Origin of the sequence: Bradyrhizobium sp. AUGA SZCCT0160 (genome assembly GCF_018130105.1) — a bacterium.
In the GTDB taxonomy this organism is placed as follows: domain Bacteria; phylum Pseudomonadota; class Alphaproteobacteria; order Rhizobiales; family Xanthobacteraceae; genus Bradyrhizobium.
The window spans coordinates 95,876-115,670 of record NZ_JAFCMD010000024.1; the positions used below are offsets into that span (position 1 = coordinate 95,876).

Annotated in this window: 18 protein-coding genes; 11 read left to right on the forward strand and 7 right to left on the reverse strand. The window is 62.8% G+C overall.

The annotated features are described in order from the left end of the window. Nucleotides 1-24: 24 nt before the first annotated feature. Together JQ558_RS30270 and JQ558_RS30275 are read left to right on the forward strand one after the other, a co-directional pair. On the forward strand, nucleotides 25-1,488 hold the full coding sequence (locus tag JQ558_RS30270) for a GH1 family beta-glucosidase (protein WP_212296058.1): 1,464 nt from the start codon (nucleotides 25-27) through the stop codon (nucleotides 1,486-1,488). Between the two features lie 253 nt (nucleotides 1,489-1,741). After that, on the forward strand, nucleotides 1,742-2,560 hold the full coding sequence (locus JQ558_RS30275) for an ABC transporter substrate-binding protein (protein WP_212296059.1): 819 nt from the start codon (nucleotides 1,742-1,744) through the stop codon (nucleotides 2,558-2,560). Nucleotides 2,561-2,710: 150 nt separating this feature from the next. Here JQ558_RS30275 and JQ558_RS30280 read toward each other — a convergent pair whose 3' ends face one another. Further along, on the reverse strand, nucleotides 2,711-4,147 hold the full coding sequence (locus JQ558_RS30280) for a glutamine synthetase family protein (RefSeq protein WP_212208848.1): 1,437 nt from the start codon (nucleotides 4,145-4,147) through the stop codon (nucleotides 2,711-2,713). A 154-nt stretch (nucleotides 4,148-4,301) separates the two neighbouring features. Beyond that, nucleotides 4,302-5,660, reverse strand: a complete 1,359-nt coding sequence (locus tag JQ558_RS30285) for an aromatic ring-hydroxylating dioxygenase subunit alpha (RefSeq protein ID WP_212296060.1) — start codon at nucleotides 5,658-5,660, stop codon at nucleotides 4,302-4,304. Between the two features lie 117 nt (nucleotides 5,661-5,777). On the opposite strand from JQ558_RS30285, the gene JQ558_RS30290 reads away from it, so the two are divergent. Beyond that, entirely contained in the window at nucleotides 5,778-6,563 is a 786-nt protein-coding gene (locus JQ558_RS30290; RefSeq protein ID WP_212274198.1) for an IclR family transcriptional regulator C-terminal domain-containing protein, read from the forward strand. A gap of 182 nt (nucleotides 6,564-6,745) precedes the next feature. After that, complete coding sequence (locus tag JQ558_RS30295) at nucleotides 6,746-7,108, forward strand: hypothetical protein (protein WP_212296061.1); 363 nt, start codon at nucleotides 6,746-6,748, stop codon at nucleotides 7,106-7,108. A gap of 7 nt (nucleotides 7,109-7,115) precedes the next feature. On the opposite strand, the gene JQ558_RS30300 is transcribed toward JQ558_RS30295, so the two are convergent. From JQ558_RS30300 to JQ558_RS30310, 3 genes are all read right to left on the reverse strand, one after another. Then, nucleotides 7,116-7,334: a hypothetical protein gene (locus JQ558_RS30300; RefSeq protein WP_212296062.1), complete on the reverse strand. Its 219-nt coding sequence runs from the start codon at nucleotides 7,332-7,334 to the stop codon at nucleotides 7,116-7,118. Between the two features lie 36 nt (nucleotides 7,335-7,370). Next, a complete protein-coding gene (locus JQ558_RS30305; RefSeq protein WP_212296063.1) occupies nucleotides 7,371-7,730 on the reverse strand; it encodes a PilZ domain-containing protein in 360 nt (119 codons plus the stop codon). Nucleotides 7,731-7,869: 139 nt separating this feature from the next. Beyond that, nucleotides 7,870-8,766, reverse strand: coding sequence for a helix-turn-helix transcriptional regulator (locus JQ558_RS30310; RefSeq protein WP_212033461.1), 897 nt, complete (start codon nucleotides 8,764-8,766; stop codon nucleotides 7,870-7,872). Between the two features lie 136 nt (nucleotides 8,767-8,902). Between JQ558_RS30310 and JQ558_RS30315 the strand changes: the two genes are divergently transcribed. The 5 genes from JQ558_RS30315 (at nucleotide 8,903) to boxB (ending at nucleotide 15,362) form a co-directional block, all read left to right on the forward strand. Beyond that, complete coding sequence (locus JQ558_RS30315; protein ID WP_249142704.1) at nucleotides 8,903-10,447, forward strand: benzoate-CoA ligase family protein; 1,545 nt, start codon at nucleotides 8,903-8,905, stop codon at nucleotides 10,445-10,447. 160 nt (nucleotides 10,448-10,607) lie between these two features. Next, complete coding sequence (locus JQ558_RS30320; RefSeq protein ID WP_212296064.1) at nucleotides 10,608-11,423, forward strand: alpha/beta fold hydrolase; 816 nt, start codon at nucleotides 10,608-10,610, stop codon at nucleotides 11,421-11,423. Between the two features lie 50 nt (nucleotides 11,424-11,473). Then, nucleotides 11,474-11,980 carry a DUF309 domain-containing protein gene (locus JQ558_RS30325; protein ID WP_212296065.1) on the forward strand — a complete coding sequence of 169 codons (507 nt, stop codon included), beginning with the start codon at nucleotides 11,474-11,476 and terminating at the stop codon, nucleotides 11,978-11,980. A 98-nt stretch (nucleotides 11,981-12,078) separates the two neighbouring features. Further along, on the forward strand, nucleotides 12,079-13,767 hold the full coding sequence (gene boxC / locus JQ558_RS30330) for a 2,3-epoxybenzoyl-CoA dihydrolase (RefSeq protein ID WP_212296066.1): 1,689 nt from the start codon (nucleotides 12,079-12,081) through the stop codon (nucleotides 13,765-13,767). Between the two features lie 158 nt (nucleotides 13,768-13,925). Beyond that, entirely contained in the window at nucleotides 13,926-15,362 is a 1,437-nt protein-coding gene (boxB, locus tag JQ558_RS30335; RefSeq protein ID WP_212208980.1) for a benzoyl-CoA 2,3-epoxidase subunit BoxB, read from the forward strand. 258 nt (nucleotides 15,363-15,620) lie between these two features. Here boxB and JQ558_RS30340 read toward each other — a convergent pair whose 3' ends face one another. Both JQ558_RS30340 and JQ558_RS30345 read right to left on the reverse strand, forming a co-directional pair. Then, complete coding sequence (locus tag JQ558_RS30340; protein ID WP_212208829.1) at nucleotides 15,621-16,421, reverse strand: SDR family oxidoreductase; 801 nt, start codon at nucleotides 16,419-16,421, stop codon at nucleotides 15,621-15,623. Between the two features lie 222 nt (nucleotides 16,422-16,643). Continuing rightward, nucleotides 16,644-17,702, reverse strand: a complete 1,059-nt coding sequence (locus JQ558_RS30345; RefSeq protein WP_212296067.1) for a polysaccharide deacetylase family protein — start codon at nucleotides 17,700-17,702, stop codon at nucleotides 16,644-16,646. A gap of 164 nt (nucleotides 17,703-17,866) precedes the next feature. Between JQ558_RS30345 and JQ558_RS30350 the strand changes: the two genes are divergently transcribed. Together JQ558_RS30350 and JQ558_RS30355 are read left to right on the forward strand one after the other, a co-directional pair. Beyond that, nucleotides 17,867-19,261 carry an OmpA family protein gene (locus JQ558_RS30350; protein ID WP_212296068.1) on the forward strand — a complete coding sequence of 465 codons (1,395 nt, stop codon included), beginning with the start codon at nucleotides 17,867-17,869 and terminating at the stop codon, nucleotides 19,259-19,261. A gap of 2 nt (nucleotides 19,262-19,263) precedes the next feature. Beyond that, the gene (locus JQ558_RS30355; protein WP_212296069.1) at nucleotides 19,264-19,560 is read left to right on the forward strand and encodes a hypothetical protein; all 297 of its coding nucleotides are present in this window, start codon (nucleotides 19,264-19,266) and stop codon (nucleotides 19,558-19,560) included. The last annotated feature ends 235 nt before the right edge of the window (nucleotides 19,561-19,795 follow it).

Here is a 19,795-nt window from a genome sequence, read left to right on the forward strand (position 1 = left end):
GGGCTCTGGTCCGGGAACGAACGCATGTGGTCGAACAGATTTTCCCGGCGCCGTTTTGGCAAGATCGCAGGATGGGCGGCGCTCGGCCTGTCGGCGGGATCGGTCAAATCGGCCGATGCCCAAAGCAGACCCAGTGACCAGAAATCCATTGCGGCCTTTCCGGTTGATTTCCGATGGGGCACCGCGACCTCGTCCTATCAGATCGAAGGGGCCGTCAACGAGGACGGTCGAGGGCCGTCGATCTGGGATCGTTTTGCGCACACGCCCGGAAAAATTGCCGATCACAGCACTGGCGACGTCGCTGATGACCACTTTCATCGCTACAAGGACGACGTCCAGTTGATGAAGGCGCTGGGGACGAAGACCTATCGCTTCTCGATCGCGTGGCCTCGCGTTTTTCCGGAAGGAACGGGCACGCCCAACCCGAAAGGTCTCGATTTTTACAATCGGCTTCTCGACGAACTGCTGGCCAACGGCATCGAACCGTTTGCTACGCTGTACCATTGGGACTTGCCGCAGACGCTGCAAGACCGCTTCGGCGGCTGGATGTCGCGCGATACTTCGAAAGCGTTTGCAGATTACGCGGGCTATGTCAGCGAGCGCCTGAGCGATCGCGTCAAGCACATTTTCACGATCAACGAATGTTCGAGGCTGGTTCATCTCGGCCATGGCCTTGGCCTCGACGCGCCGGGCCTGAAACTGTCGCAAGGCGAACAGAACCAGGTTCGTCACCATGTCGCCCTCGGACACGGCCTTGCCGTGCAGGCAATCCGGGCCTACGCCAAGGCCGGAACCAAAATCGGCCTCGCCGAGAACATGGTCAACTGCATCCCCGCGATCGAGACGCCGGCGAATATCCGCGCCGCCGAGATCGCGGTGCGCGAGCTCAATGCCGGCTACCTGACCGCCATCCTCGAGGGAAAATTCACGGAAAGTTATCTGGCACACGCCGACGCCCCGAAACACACCGCCGATGATATCAGCATCATTTCATCGCCGATCGATTTCGTCGGGCTGAATGTCTACACGCCCGATCATTACGTCGTGGCGGCGGACAATTCTCGCGGCTACATGCTGGCGCCGTTTCCGGCATCGTTCCCGCATACGGATGCGTCTTGGCTGAGGATCGGTCCGGAGGCGCTATACTGGGCGCCGCGTCACGCGGCGAAGATCTGGGGCGTGAAGTCGATCTACATCACCGAGAACGGGACGTCGTCGACCGATCAGCCGGCCGCGGACGGCAACATCTATGACGTCGACCGCGTCATGTATCTGCGCAACTATCTGTTCCATCTGCAGCGCGCGACGGCGGAAGGCGTCCCGGTGGCCGGCTACTTCCTGTGGAGCCTGATCGACAATTTCGAATGGATGGACGGCTACCAGAAACGCTTCGGCCTCTACCACGTCGATTTCAACACCCAGCGCCGCACGCCGAAACTGAGTGCGTCATTTTACCGCGAGATCATCAAGCAAAACGCCGTGGTTTAATATCGGCGGTGATTGACAGGACCGTCTAAAACTTTTCCCGTGCGCGGACCGTCATGGTACCGTCAAGTGTGGCCGCCCGCTACGAAGCGGCATCAGGGTTGGGAAATCAACATGAAGCGGCGGGATTTTATTGCGCTTGTCGGCGGCGCGACGGCTTGGCCGTTCGCGGTGCGAGCGCAGCAGGCGCAACTAAGCCGGATCGGCGTGCTCGTCATCGGTAATGCGGATGTGCCTTCGTTCGGAAAGGAACTTCGTGAAGGTTTGCGCGAACTCGGCCGCATCGAAGGACAGCATTACGTTAGCGAGTTTCGTTCTAGGACAACTCAGCCGCCTGCCGGAACTCGCGGCGGAACTGGTTCGGCTCAAAGTCGATGTCATCGTGGCGCTCTTCACGCCGTGCGCCCTCGCAGCGAAGCAGGCGACGCGCGAAATCCCTATCGTCATTCTGTCGGGCGATCCGCTTGGGACCGGTTTGGTTCAGAGTCTTGCCAACCCTGGCGCAAACATCACCGGCCTATCGCAGATGGGCGCGGAAACCCATGGCAAATGTGTCGAGCTGTTCCGCGACATGCTGCCATCGACACGGCGGGTCGCGCTGATTGCCAATGCCGCCGATCCGGTATTTGCAAAATCCTTTCTCGAACAAGCCCAGCGCGCCGGCGCCGGTACATCAAGCGAAATCGCTCCCGTCATCACGGTTCGTGGCCCGGAAGAACTGGAAGCGGCCTTTGCAACGGCGGTGAAGGAAAAGGCCGGCGCGGTCGTCTTTCAGGCCAGCCTGCCGACCAAACGCATGGTCGAGCTCGCCCTTGCACATCGCCTGCCGGCTGCAACCATTATCCGTGGCTTTGCCGAGACCGGCGGCCTGATGTCCTATGGTTCGGACGGGCCGGTGCTGTTCAAGCGCGCCGCGACGTTCGTGCACAAGGTCCTGCGGGGCGAAAAGCCGGCGAACATTCCTGTCGAGCAGGCGGTCAAGTTCGAGCTTGTCATCAATCTCAAGACCGCAAGGGCGATCGGCTTGACCGTACCAGCAGGTCTGCTTGCCCGGGCCGATGAAGTGATCGAATGAGTTTGAGAATTTTGAGCTGTATTTCTGTCGTCCCGGCGAAGGCCGGGACCCATACCGCGTGATCCATCGAGCGCGCTGTTCGACGACCTCTCGCAACCACAAATATTTGTGGTTATGGGTCCCGGCTCAAGGCCGGGACGACGAAGAATGTCAAAACATCTCGAAATATTCGCGATGTTCCCACTCCGACACTTCGGCCTGGAAGCGTTCGATCTCGGCGTTCTTGATGTGGACGTAATAGTCGACGAATTCCTGGCCGAACGCCCCGCGAAAAAACGGATCATCATTGAGCGCGGTCACAGCTTCACGCAGCGTTTTCGGCAGCAGCGCCGCCTTGGTCTCATAGGGCGTGTCGGCGGAGGGTCCGGGATCGAGCTTGCGGTCGACGCCGTCGAGCCCCGAGAGAATCTGCGAGGCCATGTAGAGATAGGGATTGGCGGCGGGCTCGCCGATGCGGTTTTCGAGGCGCGTTGCGGCATCATTGGGGCCGCCGAGCACGCGGATCATGACGCCGCGGTTGTCGCGGCCCCAGATCGCGCGATCCGGCGCCAGCGAATAGGTGCGGTAGCGCTTGTAGCCGTTGATGGTCGGCGTCGTGAATACGGCGGAGGCGCGGGCATGTGTCAGCAGTCCCGCGAGATAGCTGCGCGCAAAGGGGCTGAGAACTTCGCCATCGTTCTTGGTCATGAACGCGTTCTCGCCGCTGGCGCGCGACACGATCGATTGATGCAGGTGCCAGCCGGACGCGAACACGTTCGGCAGTTTGGGCCGGCACATGAAGGTGGCGTGATAGCCGTGGCGCCGGGCAACCTGTTTTACGGCGCTGCGAAACAGTACCATGTTGTCGGCGGGCGTCAGCCCCCTGGTCGGCGCAAAGGTGAATTCGCACTGGCTCGGGCCGAACTCGACCTCGACCGAGCGTAGCGGCAAGCCGAGCGCCAGCACGTCGCGCCGGATGATTTCCAGCACCGGCTCCATCTGGTCGTAGCGCTGCTCGGTCAGGTATTGATAGCCGTGCGACAGCAGGCTCACCGAAGGCGGCTGTCCCGGCTGCCCGGCATCCTCCGGCGCCATGCGCGCGTCTTCGAGCTTGAAGATGTGAAACTCGACTTCGAGGCCCGCGACAAAATCGTAGCCGCGCTGGCCGAGTTGATCGAGCACGCCGCGATAGAGGTTTCGCGTCGCGAACGGCACGGGGCGGCCGTCGTTGAAATAGAGGTCACACAGCAGCCAGCCTGTCGTCGGCGCCCATGGCAGCACGCGGAACGTGGTGGGATCCGCGACCATCAAGACGTCGGCAGCACCTTCCATTTCGCGCATGCCAAACCCGCCGCCGGACGTGAACACCGGAAACACCGTGCGGTGCGAGGTGTCCTTGGCGAGCATGGTCGTGGTGATCGAGCAGCCGCTCTCGAGCGAGGCCAGCGCCTCGCTCGCGACCAGCGTCTTGCCACGCAAAATGCCGTGCTGGTCCGGGAACGAGAGCCGGATGACTTCGAGTTTTTGTTCTTCGACGATGCGGCGCAGGCGGCTAGCCGCCTCCTTCTGCTCCGCCGACCACAGGCCGTGACGCTCGACAAAGCTCAATGCGCCGCTCCCTGTCTCGTCGTCATTGCGAGCGAAGCGAAGCAATCCATCGGGCGGAATAACGGATGGATGGATTGCTTCGTCGCTACGCTCCCTTGCGCAAACGCTTCGCGTTTGTCGCAGGCAATGACGGTAGCTGGCATCCTCGACCCCATCACTCGGCCGCCGTCAAATGCCGGATCTTGTCGGATATCTCCCCCGGCACCGGCGCCGCCCACGGCGCGCCGCGGCGGCGTTTGACGTCGACTTCCATCCAGTAGATTTCCCAGCCCCGCGTCGGCCCGATGCCGTCCATGGTGGCAGGGCCCTGGATGCTGCGCGCGCGGGACGCGTCGAGGAACATGAACGGTTTCTCGCCGCCGGAAACCTTTTCGATCTCCTGGCGCAGCAGGCGGCGATATTGCACGATCGCCTTGTCCGAGGTGCCGAGATGTTCGTTGGTGCGGTCCTGGATCGCGCCCATCGACTCCACCGCCCACTGGTCGTGCACATTGATGTCGGCGCCCATGCCGGTATAGGTCTCGGTCGCCTGCTCGTGCGGATCGAACCCGTAATCGTTCGACTTGTTCTTGCGCGATTTGTAGTCGGGCAGTTCATAGAGTTCGAGGCGCTGGTCGCGCATTTTCTTCTTGTCGACCGGCGCCGTGTAGGAGGTGAAGATCGCGTACCAGTAGCAATTCTCGTCATCGACAGGCACATGCCACTGCGTGATCGTCATCTCCGTGCTCATCGGAATCACGAAGCCGTGCGGGAATAATTGATTGGTGACGCGCACATGGGTGCGCTCTTCGTCGATCTCGCGCAGCGCGATCAGCCGCAGGCCGTATTCGGTGTGCTCGACATTGATGATCGGATTGTCGTATTCGCGCAGGATTTTCGTCATCGGCATGTCTGAGCCGGCGGACGCGCCGCGGAACTGCTTGCCGTAACTGGCGGAAGTATCCTCGTCCTCGAAGAAGCGATGCAGGAACGAGGCGTGCGCCGGATCGATGCCGACTTCGAGCGCCTGCAGCCAGTTGCAGTTGATGTGGCCCTTGAACGCAAACGTATGGCTGTCGGGCGCGATGAAGCAGTCGATCTCAGGAAACGCCGGCGGCTCGCCTTCGCCGAGATAAGCCCAGAGGATGCCGCTCTTCTCGATCACGGGGTAGGAGCGCTGCTTGATGCCCTTGCACAGGTTCGAGCCCTTCGGCTCCGCCGGCGTCTCGATGCACTGGCCCGACGTGTCGAACAGCCAGCCATGGAACGCGCAGCGCAGGCCGCCATGTTCGAGCCGGCCGAACGCGAGATCGGCGCCGCGATGCGCGCAATGGCGGTCGATCAGGCCAAAGCTTCCGTTCTCGTCGCGGAACAGCACGAGGTTCTCGCCGAGCAGCTTGACGGCTTTGACCGGCCGCGGGCCCTGCAGCTCGTCGACCAGTGCCGCCGGCTGCCAGTACATCCGCATCAGTTTCCCGCAGGGGTCTTTTGCCCCGGTGCGCGTGATCAGGTCGTTCGCTTCCTGGCTCATCATGGCGTTCAGCCCTTTCGTCGGAGGCAGTTTGTTCGCCTATTGAACGAATGGGCGAATTATGCCATGACTGGAAAGGACGGCAAGCACAATTTTGAACGCTTCCAACCGGAAGAGCCAATGCCAAAGCTGAAACGCGCCGAAGGCGACGAACGCGCCACCGATTTCGTCGAGAGTCTCGACCGCGGCATCCGCCTGCTCCAGGCGTTCGGCACGATCGGCGGCCCCGCGACCTTGAGCGATCTGGCGCGCGCCGCCGATCTGCCGCGCGCCACCGCCCGCCGCATCCTGTTCACGCTCGAGCACGGCGGCTTCGTCACCTCAGACGGCAAGCTGTTCACGCTGACGCCGCGCGTGCTGACGCTCGCCGCCTCCTATCTGCAATCGAGCCAGGTGGTCACGGTGCTGCAACCGGTGCTCGACCGGATCGCGCTGGCCGCGCAGGAAATAAGCTCGCTTGCGGTGCTCGACGGCGACGAGGTCGTTTTCATCGCGCGCGGCAGTCCGACGCGGGTGTTCTCCGCCGGCCTCGACATCGGCTATCGCCTGCCGGCGTTCTGCACCTCGGTCGGCCGCGTCATGCTCGGCCAGTTCGACGATGGCGATCTCACGGCGCGGCTCGCGGCGATGCGGCGCGAGCCGATGACGCCGCACACGGTGACCGATCCAAAACGATTGCTGGCTTGCGTGCGCGCCGATCGCGAACAGGGCTATTCGCTGGTCGATCGTGAGGCCGAGCCGCATTTCCGTTCGATCTCGGTCCCCGTGCGCCGCTACGACGACGTGATCGTCGGCGCCATCAACATGGGCGCGCATGTCGACCGCGTCTCGATGGCCGAGATGATCGAGCGATTCCTGCCACTGCTGCGGGAGGGCGCGGAATCGGTCAAATCCATGCTGCTGTGAACGTAGCTGCGTAGGATGGGTTGAGCCCTTGCGAAACCCATCGGTTGTCGATCGAGATGATGATGGGTTTCGCGAAGAGCTCAACCCATCCTACGATCCAGCGCCCAAATTTTCGCTCCCGTGTCATGAACGCAATTCCCTCCGGCATGCACGAAGTCGATGCAGATGCCGCGAGAGATCGAATGAGCAATCCCGATTGGGCTGTCCGTATCGTCGCCGTTCCCCCCGGCGAAGCCCCGCTATGGGTACGCCAGAAATGGGTCGGCCTCGATTTGCCGGTCATGCGCTATGCGGCGCATCGAAAGCTTCTCGCCTTTGGGGTTCTGTCGCGGCCGCATTCATGGCCGGCGCAATGGGCGGCCGTGTTTCGCGGGCAAGCAGAGCTGATCGCCGGCTATGCGGTGGAAGCGGTGCCTGCCGTCGGCATTCTCGCCAAAGCTAGTCCCGAGGCCGCCGCATGGTGGCGCGAGAACACGCCGCATCTGATCGCGCCGAAGCGCTACCTCGTGTTTCACGAAGAAGTCTGCCGTATTGCCGATATCTGACGGGATACTAAATCCGCCTGAGCGCGGCGGCGATCATTTCGAACTTGGCGACGATCTGCGGTGTCACCAGATAGCGAAGCGTGCCCGCAACCGACAGGCTGACGACGATCGCGACGATCGTGTACTGCGCCGTCAGCACCGCCAGTATCGCGCGAAGCGGGCGCCGCCGGCTCCTCGGCATCTTCGCGGCGACGCGGATGGAAGCGTCGTCTTCAAGGGTACTCATGCGATTTCATCCTGGCTGGCGGCTGAGTGGATCGCATCAGTGTTCGGATCGCAGCTGATCGAGGCGCGACCGCAGTTGCCGGTTCGCGCGTTCGCTGGCGCGCAGCTTGCGCGCCCAGTTAAGCTCAACGACGCCTCCCGTCTCGCTTGCGCCTGAAAACACCAGGCCTGCCGCGAAACGATCGCGCCAGACGAGGCGCGCCAGGCAGGAGATTCCCTTGCGTTCGATCTCGAAATCCACCTCGTCGGGCACGAGCGCGGAATTTTCAAATTCGATTCTGGCTCCGAACTGGCTGAAGTTGCGCACGACGCAGGCGAGCGTCGAAGAGCGCGCGTTGAACGTGACCCTCCCACCGTAATAGACGCGGTTTCTCGGCAGTTTGCGGCGCTCTGACATGATCTGTATTCCTGCGTTTAACGCTTTGGTAACACTATTAAAGGGTGTGTTTCCGCAAGGAACCGTTGCGGTGGTTAACCGCGGCCGTGGTTAATGGTGACGTTGTTTCGCGAGCGGTGCGCGAAGACACCGCGCCCGCTCAGCCCCGCGCGAACATCCGCGCTTCATCATGCAGCACTGGCGCCACCGCATCGACCAGCCGCGACGCGGCGTCGTTGACGTTCAGCCCCGCGGTATCCACTACGGCCGACGCGCGGGCGTAGAGCGGTTCGCGGCTGACCAATATGGTGCGCAGTTCGGCCATCGCGGAGCGATCGTCCGCCATCGGGCGCAGGTCGCCCTGGCCGCGCACGCGCGCCATGTGTTCTTCGGGCTTGGCCTTCAGCCAGATCGTGTAGAACGACGACAGGATCAGGTCGAACGTCAGCGGTTCGGAGACGATGCCGCCGCCGGTCGCTAGCACCATCAATTCCTTGCGCGCCAGCAATTGCCCGAGGGCTGCCTGCTCCATGCGCCGAAAGCCTTCCTGGCCGTAGAGCGCGATGATCTCGGCGACGGACAATCCGTTCTGCGCCTCGATCTCCTTGTTGAGTTCGACAAAGCTCCAGCCGATTTTCTTCGCCAGCATCTTGCCGAGCGTCGATTTGCCGGCGCCGCGCAGGCCGATCAGCGCGATACCCGAGAACGACATCTTGCGATGCGCCGCAGTACTCCCGCCCGCGAGCACATCCTTGGCCTGCGCGATCTGCGCGGATGTCGCCTTGCGCACGAGGTCGCGAATGACAGCCCAGTCCGGCACAGGTTCGGTGGAAGGAATGAGATCTTCCAGATGCGCGCCCATCGCGTTCGACACCCGGCGCAGCAGCACGATCGAGACGTTGCCCTTGCCGCTTTCGAGTTGGGCGATATAGCGTTCGGAAATGCCGGAAACTTTCGCGAGCACTTTTCGCGACATGCCGCGCAACGCCCGCATGGTGCGCACGCGCTGGCCGAGCTGCTCAAGAAAGCCGGTTTCGGGATCGCTGGTTTCGGACATTTCCCTGAAGTAGCCCTTAGCTCGCCCTGGCTGCAAATCAGCGCGTTTCGGAAACATAATGCCGATGAGGATTGACAGCAAGCGCGCCCGGTGGTCTTTATATGAATTATAATTCTTAAAATCTGGGAGAAGCGTCTTGAGCGGCACGTCCGGTTCCTACAATGCGGTGACCTGGCTGCTTGATCGCAATGTCGACGACGGCCGCGGCGCCAAGCTCGCCTTCACCGATACGGTTTCCGAACTCACCTATGGCGATCTGCAGCGGCAAAGCCGTCGCGTCGCCAACATGCTGCGCCGGTTTGGCGTCCGCCGCGAAGAGCGCGTCGCGATGATCATGCTCGACACCGTCGATTTTCCCTCAGTGTTCCTCGGCGCGATCCGCGCCGGCATCGTGCCGGTGCCGCTCAACACGCTGCTGACAGCGGATCAATATGCCTATGTGCTGGCGGATTGCCGCGCGCGCGTGCTGTTTGTGTCCGAAGCGCTGCTGCCGGTCGTGAAAGACATGGTCGGGCGGATGCCGGACCTCGAACATGTGATCGTGTCCGGCAAGGATGCGCACGGCCACAAGAAGCTCTCGGACGAACTGTCGCGCGAAAGCGACACGTTTGCGACCGCGGCGACGCATCCTGACGAGCCTGCATTCTGGCTCTATTCGTCGGGCTCCACCGGCATGCCCAAGGGCGTGCGCCACCTGCATTCCAATCTGCAGGCGACGGCGGAAACCTACGCCAGCCAGGTGCTCGGCATTCGCGAGGACGACGTCGGCCTGTCGGCGGCAAAGCTGTTTTTTGCCTACGGCCTCGGCAACGCGCTGACCTTTCCGATGTCGGTCGGCGCGTCAACGGTGCTGAATTCCGATCGTCCGACGCCGGCGGCGATGTTCGCGCTGATGAACAAATACAACCCCAGCATCTTCTTCGGCGTGCCGACATTGTTCGCGGCCATGCTCAATGACGAGACGCTGAAGGACACGTCCGCCGGCCAGCGGCTTCGCGTCTGCACCTCGGCGGGCGAAGCGCTGCCGGAATCGGTCGGCAATGCCTGGAAGGCGCGGTTTGGCGTCGACATTCTCGACGGCGTCGGCTCCACCGAACTGTTGCACATCTTTCTTTCCAACGCGCCCGGGGACATCAAATACGGCTCGTCCGGTCGCCCCGTGCCGGGCTACCGCGTGCGGCTCGTCAATGAAGCAGGCGCCGACGTGCCCGATGGCGAGGTCGGCGAATTGCTGGTCGATGCGCCCTCGGCCGGCGAGGGCTACTGGAACCAGCGCAGCAAGAGCCGGCAAACGTTTGAAGGCCACTGGACCCGCACCGGCGACAAATACATCCGCGACGCCGACGGCCGCTATACGTTCTGCGGCCGCAGTGACGATATGTTCAAGGTGTCCGGCATCTGGGTGTCGCCGTTCGAAGTCGAGAGCGCGCTGATCACCCATCCCGCGGTGCTGGAAGCCGCCGTGGTGCCCGAGGCCGATCCGGAAGGTCTGCTGAAGCCCAAAGCCTTCGTGGTGCTGCGCGCCGAAACCAAAACCGACGGCCTGCATGATGCGCTGAAGGAGCACGTCAAGCAGAAGATCGGGCCGTGGAAATATCCGCGCTGGATCGATGTGGTCGACAGTTTGCCGAAGACGGCGACGGGAAAAATCCAGCGGTTCAAGTTGCGGGATGGAGCATAACCTCAACGCGTCGTCCCGGCGAACGCCGGGACCCATACGCCGCGGCCTATCGTCTACGGGCGGTGTGCGAGACCGTCTAACACAACGAAAGCCGGTGGTTATGGGTCCCGGCGTTCGCCGGGACGACACCCCACTAGGACTGCGACCTCTGGATCATATCATGACAACCCTCTCCCCCACCGGCTTCCTCACCATCGGCGCCGCCAATCTCGAATACCGCATGATCGGTCCGTCGCCTCAGGACGCGCCGACCATCGTGATGCTGCATGAAGGCCTCGGCTCGGCCGGCCTGTGGGGCGATTTTCCGGACAAACTTCAGGCCGCCACCGGCGCCGGTGTGTTTGTTTACTCGCGCGCGGGCTATGGCGCGTCGACGCCGGTGAAACTGCCGCGTGCCGTCGACTACATGCACAGCGAAGCGCTCGACGTGTTGCCAAAGCTGCTCGATCAAATCGGCTTTCGCCGCGGGCTGCTCGTCGGCCATTCCGATGGCGCCTCGATCGCGGCGATCTATACGGGTGCGCATCAGGATCACCGCGTTGAAGGCGTCGTGATGATCGCGCCGCATTTCATCGTCGAGGACATCTCGGTGAGCTCGATCGCCAACATCAAGGCCGCCTATGAGACCTCCGACCTGAAGGCAAAGCTGGCGCGCTGGCACAAGGATGTCGACAACGCCTTCTATGGCTGGAACGGCGCCTGGCTCGATCCGGCCTTCCGCAATTGGGACATTTCCGAATACCTCGCCTATATCCGCGTGCCGGTCGCGATCCTGCAGGGTCGGGATGACGAGTATGGGACAATGCGCCAGATCGAGATCGCCCAGGAAGAGTGCTATTGTCCCGTCGATGTGACCGTGATCCCGGGGGCGGGACACCAGCCGCATCGGGAGGCGCCAGGGGCGACGCTGGATGCGGTCCAGGAATTCGCAAACGCGGTGTTGCGTGTTGACGGCTCGCAGGGACGGGCCGCGTAAACTATTTTCCATGCACTGTTTGGGATTGTCGGTCGTCGGGTCATGCCCCGATGACCACGCTGCCTCTGGCCACGGGCAACCTTCCGCTGCCGCGATGGGCCTATGTGCCGGGCGAGACCGTTGAAGCCGACGCCGATTACGAAACGCTGGCGCAGGTCACCGCGCTGGTGCCGTCGCGGTTCGGTGGCCACGTGCCGGCGCGGCATCCGGCGCTGCGGCTCAACGACCACGGTTATTTCTGGGAGTCGCAGGAGATCCTTGAGGCGGTGTGGGCGGCCGCACCGCAAGGCGGCCGCGAGCGAATCCTGCTGCGCGCCTGCATCCAGATCGCGACCGCGAATTTGCGCCTGCGCATGCAAAAGCCGCACGCCGCAGCAAGGCTGCTTGGGGAAGCGCTCGCCGACCTCAAGGCGCTCGGCCTGCGCAACGCCGGCGGCGACGGGTTCGCCGACGGTTTTCCGGTTTTGGCCCTGGCCGAACTCGTCAAGGTCAAACTAGGGCGGCCCCAGCTTGCCAAGGCCGATTGGGTGGCCTTTGGCTCTGTCAGCCGAACATGAAACAAAATGCATGTTTCGAAGTTTTGGACTAGACTGGACCAAAAACATGCATTATTGTGCATGTAAGGTAAGGCTAACAAAAGCGTCAGGGTGGCCCAATGGCTGGCGAAAATCGCGTCCTCGCAGGCGGTGCAAAATACATCGATTTCCAGACTGATCCGTCGCGCTACCGGCATTGGAAGCTCGATGTCGATGGTGCCGTCGCGACGCTGACCATGGACGTCGACGAGAATGCCGGCCTGTTCGAAGGCTATCAGTTAAAACTCAATTCCTACGACCTCGGCGTCGATATCGAGCTCGCCGATGCCGTGCAAAGGCTGCGCTTCGAGCACCCGGAGGTAAAAGTCGTGGTGATGCGCTCGGGCAAGAACCGCGTGTTCTGCGCCGGCGCCAATATCCGCATGCTGGCGGGCGCCACCCACGCCCACAAAGTCAATTTCTGCAAATTCACCAACGAGACCCGCAACGGTCTGGAAGACTCTTCCGAGAATTCCGGGCAGCGCTTCATCAGCGTCGTCAACGGCACCGCGGCCGGCGGCGGCTATGAACTGGCGCTGGCGACCGATCACATCATGCTCGCCGACGACGGCTCGGCGGCGGTGTCGCTGCCGGAAGTGCCGCTGCTCGCCGTGCTGCCGGGCACCGGCGGCCTGACGCGCGTGGTCGACAAGCGCAAGGTGCGCCGCGATCACGCCGATTATTTCTGCACCATCGAGGAAGGCATCAAGGGCAAGCGCGCCGTGGAATGGCGCCTGGTCGACGAAATCGTGCCGAACAGCAAGCTGGAGGCCAAGGTCGCCGACCGCGCCAAGGAATTCGCCGCCCTCTCGAAGCGCAACGGCAATGGCAAGGGTCTCGCGCTGACGCCGCTCCAGCGCACCATCAACGAGGCCGGCATCCGCTACGGCTTTGTCAGCGTCGATATCGACCGCGCCCAGCGCATCGCCACCATCTCGATCAAGGCGCCGGAAGAAGCCCCGCCCGCCGATATCGACGGCCTGATCGCGCAAGGCGCGTCGTTCTGGCCACTGCAGGTCGCGCGCGAGCTCGATGATGCGATCCTGCATCTGCGCATCAACGAGCTCGAGACCGCGATGCTGCTGTTCAAGTCGCATGGCGACCGCGCCGGCGTCGTCGCCTGCGACGCGTTCCTCGAAGCCAACAAGGCACACTGGCTGGTCAACGAGATCAGGCAATACTGGAAGCGGGTGCTCAAGCGCATCGACGTCACCTCGCGCACGCTGGTGACGCTGGTCGAGCCCGGCTCCTGCTTCGTCGGCACGCTGGCCGAACTCGTGTTCGCCGCCGACCGTTCCTACATGCTGATCGGCCAGAAGCAGGGCGACAACCGCGCCCCGCCGACCATCGAACTGACCGCGATGAATTTCGGGCCGTATCCGATGAGCCACGGCCTGACGCGGCTGCAGTCGCGCTTCCAGGCCGATCCGTCCGATCTCGAGCGCGCCGAGGCGACTATCGGCACCACGCTCGATGCCGAGGCGGCCGAAGAGCTCGGCCTCGTCACCTTCGCGCTCGACGATATCGACTGGGACGACGAGGTGCGGGTGTTCCTGGAGGAGCGCACCTCCTTCTCGCCCGACGGCCTCACCGGCATGGAAGCCAATTTGCGCTTCGTCGGACCCGAGACCATGGAATCGAAGATCTTCTCGCGCCTCACCGCGTGGCAGAACTGGATCTTCCAGCGCCCCAACGCCGTCGGCGAAGACGGCGCGCTGCGCCGCTACGGCACCGGCCAGAAGGCGCAGTTCGATATGACGCGGGTTTAGATTTCGTGTCCCGGGCGCTGCGCGGCACGCTTGTGACGCGCTGCAGAACCGGGACCCACACGGACCGTTACTGAAATGGTCCCGGCTCTGCGGCGCACCGCTTCGCGTCGCACCGCGTCCGGGACACGAGAGCGAGCAAGGAGCACGCCATGAACTTCATGAACGTCGACTACTCAACCAAGATTCCCAACAATGTGAATCTCAGTGAAGATCGCCAGGTGCTCAAGGCGCTCGAAGGCTGGCATCCCGGCTACATGGATTGGTGGGGCGACATGGGGCCGGAAGGCTTCCAGCAGTCGCTGGTCTACCTGCGCACCGCCTATTCGGTCGATCCGCGCGGCTGGGCCAAGTTCGATTACGTCAAGATGCCGGAATATCGCTGGGGCATTCTCCTTGCTCCCCAGGAGGAAAATCGCGTCATTCCGTTCGGCGAGAACTTCGGCAAGCCGGCCTGGCAGGAAGTCCCGGGCGAACATCGCGCCACGCTGCGCCGCCTGATCGTGATCCAGGGCGACACCGAGCCGGCCTCGGTCGAACAGCAGCGCCATCTCGGCAAGACCGCGCCCTCGCTCTACGACCTGCGCAACCTGTTCCAGGTCAATGTCGAGGAAGGCCGCCATCTCTGGGCGATGGTCTATCTCTTGCAGAAGTATTTCGGCCGCGACGGCCGCGAAGAGGCCGATGATTTGTTGCGCCGCCGCTCCGGCGACGCGGATAGCCCGCGCATGCTCGGCGCCTTCAACGAGGCGACGCCCGACTGGCTGTCGTTCTTCATGTTCACCTACTTCACCGACCGCGACGGCAAGATGCAGCTGCACTCGCTGGCGCAGTCCGGCTTCGATCCCTTGTCGCGCACCTGCCGCTTCATGCTGACCGAAGAGGCGCATCACATGTTCGTCGGCGAGACCGGCATCAGCCGCGTCGTGCAGCGCACCTGCGAGGCGATGAAGGCGGCCGGCATCACCGATCCCACCGATATCGCAAAAGTCCGCGCGCTCGGCGTGATCGATCTGCCGACCATCCAGAAGAAGCTGCATCTGCATTATTCGCTGTCGCTGGATCTGTTCGGCTCCGAAGTCTCGACCAACGCGGCGAACGCCTTCAACGCCGGCATCAAGGGCCGCTACAAGGAAACCCAGATCGACGACGACCATCAGCTGAAGAACGCGACCTACCCGGTGCTGAAGCTGGTCGATGGCGTGATCAAGCGCGTCGACGAGCCGGCGCTGACCGCGCTCAACATGCGCTTGCGCGACGACTACACGCAGGATTGCGCCAAGGGCATGCTGCGCTGGAACAAGATCATCTCGCTCGCCGGCTACCAGTACAAGCTGACGCTGCCCGACGTCGCCTTCCACCGCCATATCGGCGAGTTCAAGGACATCAACGCGACCCCGGAGGGCGTGTTGATCGACGCCGCCACCTGGAACGCGCGCAAGAACGATTGGCTGCCGTCATCGGACGATGGCGACTTCATCGCTTCGCTGATGACCCCGGTCACCGAAGCCGGCACCTACGCCTCCTGGATCTCGCCGCCCAAGGTCGGCATCGACAACAAGCCCGGCGATTTCGAGTACGTGAAAATCGAGACGTGAGTTGTTAGGGAGCCCCGCTCGACGGGCTCCCTCCCCCCTTGCGGGGGAGGGTTGGGGAGAGGGGTAGCCCCACAAAAGGTGTTTGAAAGAAGAGACCCCTCTGCGAACATCGGTTCATCACGTCGACACGCAAGCCGAGAGAGCACGTCGTGTGGCACCCCTCTCCCTGACCCTCCCCCGCAAGGGGGGAGGGAACGGAGAAATTCTCGGCTGCCTCACTTGATCCCCGCTGTCACCTGCCGCGATGGATCGCGCCCTCTACCCCGCAATCTCCAGTCCCGCATTCGCGTACACCACGCCGCCATCAACCGCGATGGTGTTGCCGATCACATAATCGCCGGCGCGCGAGGCGAGATAGATCGCAATCCCGGCCATATCCTCATCGGTGCCGATGCGTTTGGCCGGAATGCGTTTTGCGACTTCATCCGAGTGATCGCGTGCGGCCTTGTTCATGTCCGACTTGAAGGCGCCCGGCGCGATCGCGGTGACGTTGATGTTGTCCTTGACCAGTTTGGTCGCCATGCGCCGCGTCAGATGGATCACCGCGGCCTTGCTCGCGGCGTAGGAATAGGTCTCCGTCGGGTTGACGAAGATGCCGTCGACCGAGGCGATGTTGATGACCTTGGCGGGCCGTTCATGCGATGCGGCCGCGCGCAGCGGTTTCGCCAGCGCCTTGGTCAGGAAGAACAGTGACTTGACGTTGAGGTCCATGACCTTGTCCCAGCCGCTCTCCGGAAATTCGTCGAACTCCGCGCCCCAGGCGGCGCCCGCATTGTTGACGAGGATATCGAGCTTCGGCTCGAGCTTGATCATCTCGGCGGCGAGCCTGTCGCAACCTTCGACCGTCGAAATATCGATCGGCAACGCGATGCACTCGCCGTCATACGCCGCCGTGAGCTCTTTTGCGGTCGCTTCGCAGGGACCGGCCTTGCGCGCGGTGATGTAGACCTTCGCCGCTCCCTGCGCGAGAAACCCGGCCGCGATCATCTTGCCAATCCCGCGCGATCCACCCGTCACCAGCGCGACGCGGCCCTTGAGCGAAAACAGATCCTTGAACATGCGTTCCTCCATTGCTCTTGCCGGCGGTTTTGAGCGCGAGAGGAGACCGAGTCAACTCTTCCCCTCTCCCCTTGTGGGAGAGGGTGGCTTCGCGAAGCGAAGACGGGTGAGGGGTTCTCTCTACACGGTGAGATTTCGAGGAGGATGGAGGCCCCTCATCCGGCGCTTCGCGCCACCTTCTCCCACAAGGGGAGAAGGGAAGTGAGGCGTCAATGACGACAACTACGCCGCGTCGATGCGCCGAAAACCGTTCCACATCGCGGTGGCGGCGCCGGAGGTCAGCACGGGGATGATGCGCTCGTCCTGGTAATTGCCGTTGAGCGAGACCCGCTGCAGCGCGGTCAAATGACCGGCGCTTTCCGGGAAGATCATGCCCGGCCGGGTCGTCACCGCGGTCTTGAAGCCGGCCGCCTTGGCGAGTGTGAACTCCCGCTGCCCGGCGGCGATCTTGTCGCCATAGGGATAGGCAAGATGCAGCACCGGACGTTGCAGCGCCGCCTCGATCCGCATCCGGCTGGTGGCGATTTCGAAACTGGCGGTCGCCTCGGTCTGCTTCGCCAGGTTGCAATGCGTGATTGTATGCGCGCCGATGGTCACGAGCGGTTCGTCTGCAAACGCCTTCAACTCGTCCCAAGACATGCAGAGGTCGCGGGCGATCTTCGTCTCGTCCACATCATAGCGCGTGCAGAGCGCGGAGATTTCGCGTTGTACGTCGAGCTCGCCCGGCAGGCTGCGCAGCCACTCGTGCAGCCGGTCGAAGGCGACCTGCTTGGCCGCCGGCGTCGAGGCATCGAGACGGGTAACCACGCCGCCGATCGGCACCTCGATCGAGGAAGCCTTGGCGAGCGCCAGCTCCATTGCAACCCACCACAACCGGCCGGTGCCTTCGGCGAAATCGCTGGTGACGTAGACCGTCATGGGTGCGTCGAATTCACGCATCACGGGCAACGCGAAATCGCGGTTGTCGCGATAACCGTCGTCAAAGGTGAAGCAGGCAAAGCGCCGCGCGAAATTGCCCTGGGAGAGCCGCGCATGCGCCTCGTCCATGGTGACCAGGTCGACGTTGAGGGACTGCAGATGCGCGAGCACCGCGCGCAGGAATTCGGGTTCGACCTCGAGATGATAATTAGGCTGGAATTCCACGTCGCGGCGCGGGCGCACATGATGCAGCATGAAAATTGCGCCGACACCTGCGAAGATTGGTCGCAGCAAATAATGCGCGCCCGAGAAGTAAAGCGCCTCCAGTCCGGCGCGGATAACGGTGTTGCGGAGCATTTTCATCAGGACTTGCCGCCTGTTTCATTATGTTTCTAACTTAGCGGCAGACCGTTGAAGAAACGGTTAGCTGGGCAAATATCCGCACCCCGACGCTTCTGTGTTATTTCGGGTTTGACAGCCCCGCAAGGGTTTGTTTTCTCTCTGTTTCCGGACCCTTAGGAACTCGAATGCACGGACTTTTCAGGTGGAGTGGCAAATGGTGGCCGGGTGTGATTCCGCTCGTCATCCTTTGGGGTTTCGCCGCCTGGACAAGCACCGTGCCGCTGGAAGCCGACCTGGCGCAGCGTTCTACCACAGCGCTGAAAGATACCGTCCTCGACAAAAGGCGAATAGTGGTTGCGGGCCGCGACGTGACGTTTGCAGCCGAGGCCTTCTCGGAAGAGGGCCGGATGAGCGCCGTTGCGTCGGTGGAAGCGGTGCCGGGCGTGCGGCTGGTCAACGATGAAACCCGCCTCGTTCCCGAAGCCAAGCCGTTCGTGTGGTCGGCTGAACGCGACGTCGTCCGGGTGACGCTGGGCGGCAGTTCGCCGCTGCCTTCGAGCAAGAGCAAGCTGATGGAAGCCGCGCGCGCGATGCTCGGTGGCGTCGAAGTCTCCGACCGCATGAACCTGGCGCGCGGCGCGCCGCAGCGCTTCGACGCTGCCGCGCTGCTGTTGCTCGACCAGATCGCAAAACTGAAGGAAGGAAAGATCACGCTGTCGGACAACAAGGTTACGCTGTCAGGGATGGCGCGTGAACTTGGCGGCCGCGAAGCCATCGCCGCCGCGTTGAAGAATCTGCCCGAGGGCTATTCGGTCGCGGCCAACGAGGTCAAGGCGCCGCCCTACATCTTCCAGGCCTACAAGGATCCGGTCGCGGTGACGCTGACGCTGACCGGCTATGTGCCCGACAACAACGCCCATGCGGCGCTGGTGGCGGCGGCGGGCCGCAAATTCTTCAGCGAGAAAGTCGTCGACAACCTGAAGGCGAGTATCGGTGCGCCATCAGGATTTGCCGCCGCCGTGGTGCCGGCGCTCGGCGCGCTGTCGCGGTTGTCGACCGGGACGCTGGTGGTCAGCGACCGCGAGGTGAAACTGTCGGGCGATGCGCTTTACGAGGCGGCCGCGACCCAGATCCGAGCCGGCCTCGGCAAGGAGTTTCCGCAGGGCTGGCAATTCAAGCCTGAAATCTCGGTCAAACCGACCGCGGCGCCGGTCGACCCAACGGTCTGCCAGCAGCTGTTTACCGATCTGCTCGGCAAGGCCAGGATCCGGTTCGAATCCGGGAAGGCCGACATCGTGGCTGACTCCGCCGGGCTGCTCGACCGCCTGATCGAGACCGCAATGCGCTGCCCGAACGCCAATATCGAGGTCGTCGGACATACCGATTCCGACGGCGAGGAACCCACCAATCAGGCGCTCTCGGAGAAGCGCGCCCAGGCGGTCACCGATTATCTGGTCAAGGCCGGACTGCCGGCGAACCGTTTCACGTCGGTCGGCTATGGCAGCACACAGCCGATCGCCGGCAATGATACCGACCAGGGCAAGGCGCAGAACCGCCGCATCGATTTCGTGGTGAGGTAAGGATGGCCTATCTGACGACGTTTTTCTGGGGCTGGCTGCTGGGATCTTTGCTGCTTGGCCTGGCGATGGGCTGGATTTCCATCGTTCAGCACGGCGAGGGCGTATCGAAAACCTGGAAGCGGTGGCTGGCGGCGATGGCGGTCGTGCTGGTCGCGGCCGCGCTTTCGCGCGTGGTCCCGGGCCGGTTTGGCTACTGGCTCGACCTCGGACTGATCATGTTTGGGCTCTATCTTTGCGGCTGTGCGGTGGGGTCGTGGCTGCGGGACTGGGTGGTCTCGCGCAGCGCCCCCGCGGCTTGAAACACCCCGGCATGACCCGTTCCAGCCCAAGGGATTGGTTAAGGGAAAGGGATTGGTCAAGGGATTGCCCAAGGGACCCGGCAGGAGCCCGGTTTGGGCGCGCAGAATGCAGCAAAACTGTGCACCCATTGTCATCAAATCCGCCTAATAGATTGAAGAACCGCGTTTTATTGTCGTTAGACGAATTCCACTCCGGCCCAAAACGCGCTACTGGAGTGCCTAGGGAGCAGCGGAG

Bases quoted from the DNA above. Each gene is read 5' to 3' on its own strand.
- JQ558_RS30270 (WP_212296058.1), top strand. From the start codon at position 25: ATGTGGTCGAACAGATTTTCCCGGCGCCGTTTTGGCAAGATCGCAGGA.
- JQ558_RS30285 (WP_212296060.1), bottom strand. From the start codon at position 5,660: ATGATGAGCCAGGAAGCGAACGACCTGATCACGCGCACCGGGGCAAAA.
- JQ558_RS30290 (WP_212274198.1), top strand. From the start codon at position 5,778: ATGCCAAAGCTGAAACGCGCCGAAGGCGACGAACGCGCCACCGATTTC.
- JQ558_RS30295 (WP_212296061.1), top strand. From the start codon at position 6,746: ATGAGCAATCCCGATTGGGCTGTCCGTATCGTCGCCGTTCCCCCCGGC.
- JQ558_RS30300 (WP_212296062.1), bottom strand. From the start codon at position 7,334: ATGAGTACCCTTGAAGACGACGCTTCCATCCGCGTCGCCGCGAAGATG.
- JQ558_RS30305 (WP_212296063.1), bottom strand. From the start codon at position 7,730: ATGTCAGAGCGCCGCAAACTGCCGAGAAACCGCGTCTATTACGGTGGG.
- JQ558_RS30310 (WP_212033461.1), bottom strand. From the start codon at position 8,766: ATGTCCGAAACCAGCGATCCCGAAACCGGCTTTCTTGAGCAGCTCGGC.
- JQ558_RS30320 (WP_212296064.1), top strand. From the start codon at position 10,608: ATGACAACCCTCTCCCCCACCGGCTTCCTCACCATCGGCGCCGCCAAT.
- JQ558_RS30325 (WP_212296065.1), top strand. From the start codon at position 11,474: ATGACCACGCTGCCTCTGGCCACGGGCAACCTTCCGCTGCCGCGATGG.
- boxC (WP_212296066.1), top strand. From the start codon at position 12,079: ATGGCTGGCGAAAATCGCGTCCTCGCAGGCGGTGCAAAATACATCGAT.
- boxB (WP_212208980.1), top strand. From the start codon at position 13,926: ATGAACGTCGACTACTCAACCAAGATTCCCAACAATGTGAATCTCAGT.
- JQ558_RS30340 (WP_212208829.1), bottom strand. From the start codon at position 16,421: ATGTTCAAGGATCTGTTTTCGCTCAAGGGCCGCGTCGCGCTGGTGACG.
- JQ558_RS30345 (WP_212296067.1), bottom strand. From the start codon at position 17,702: ATGAAAATGCTCCGCAACACCGTTATCCGCGCCGGACTGGAGGCGCTT.
- JQ558_RS30350 (WP_212296068.1), top strand. From the start codon at position 17,867: ATGCACGGACTTTTCAGGTGGAGTGGCAAATGGTGGCCGGGTGTGATT.
- JQ558_RS30355 (WP_212296069.1), top strand. From the start codon at position 19,264: ATGGCCTATCTGACGACGTTTTTCTGGGGCTGGCTGCTGGGATCTTTG.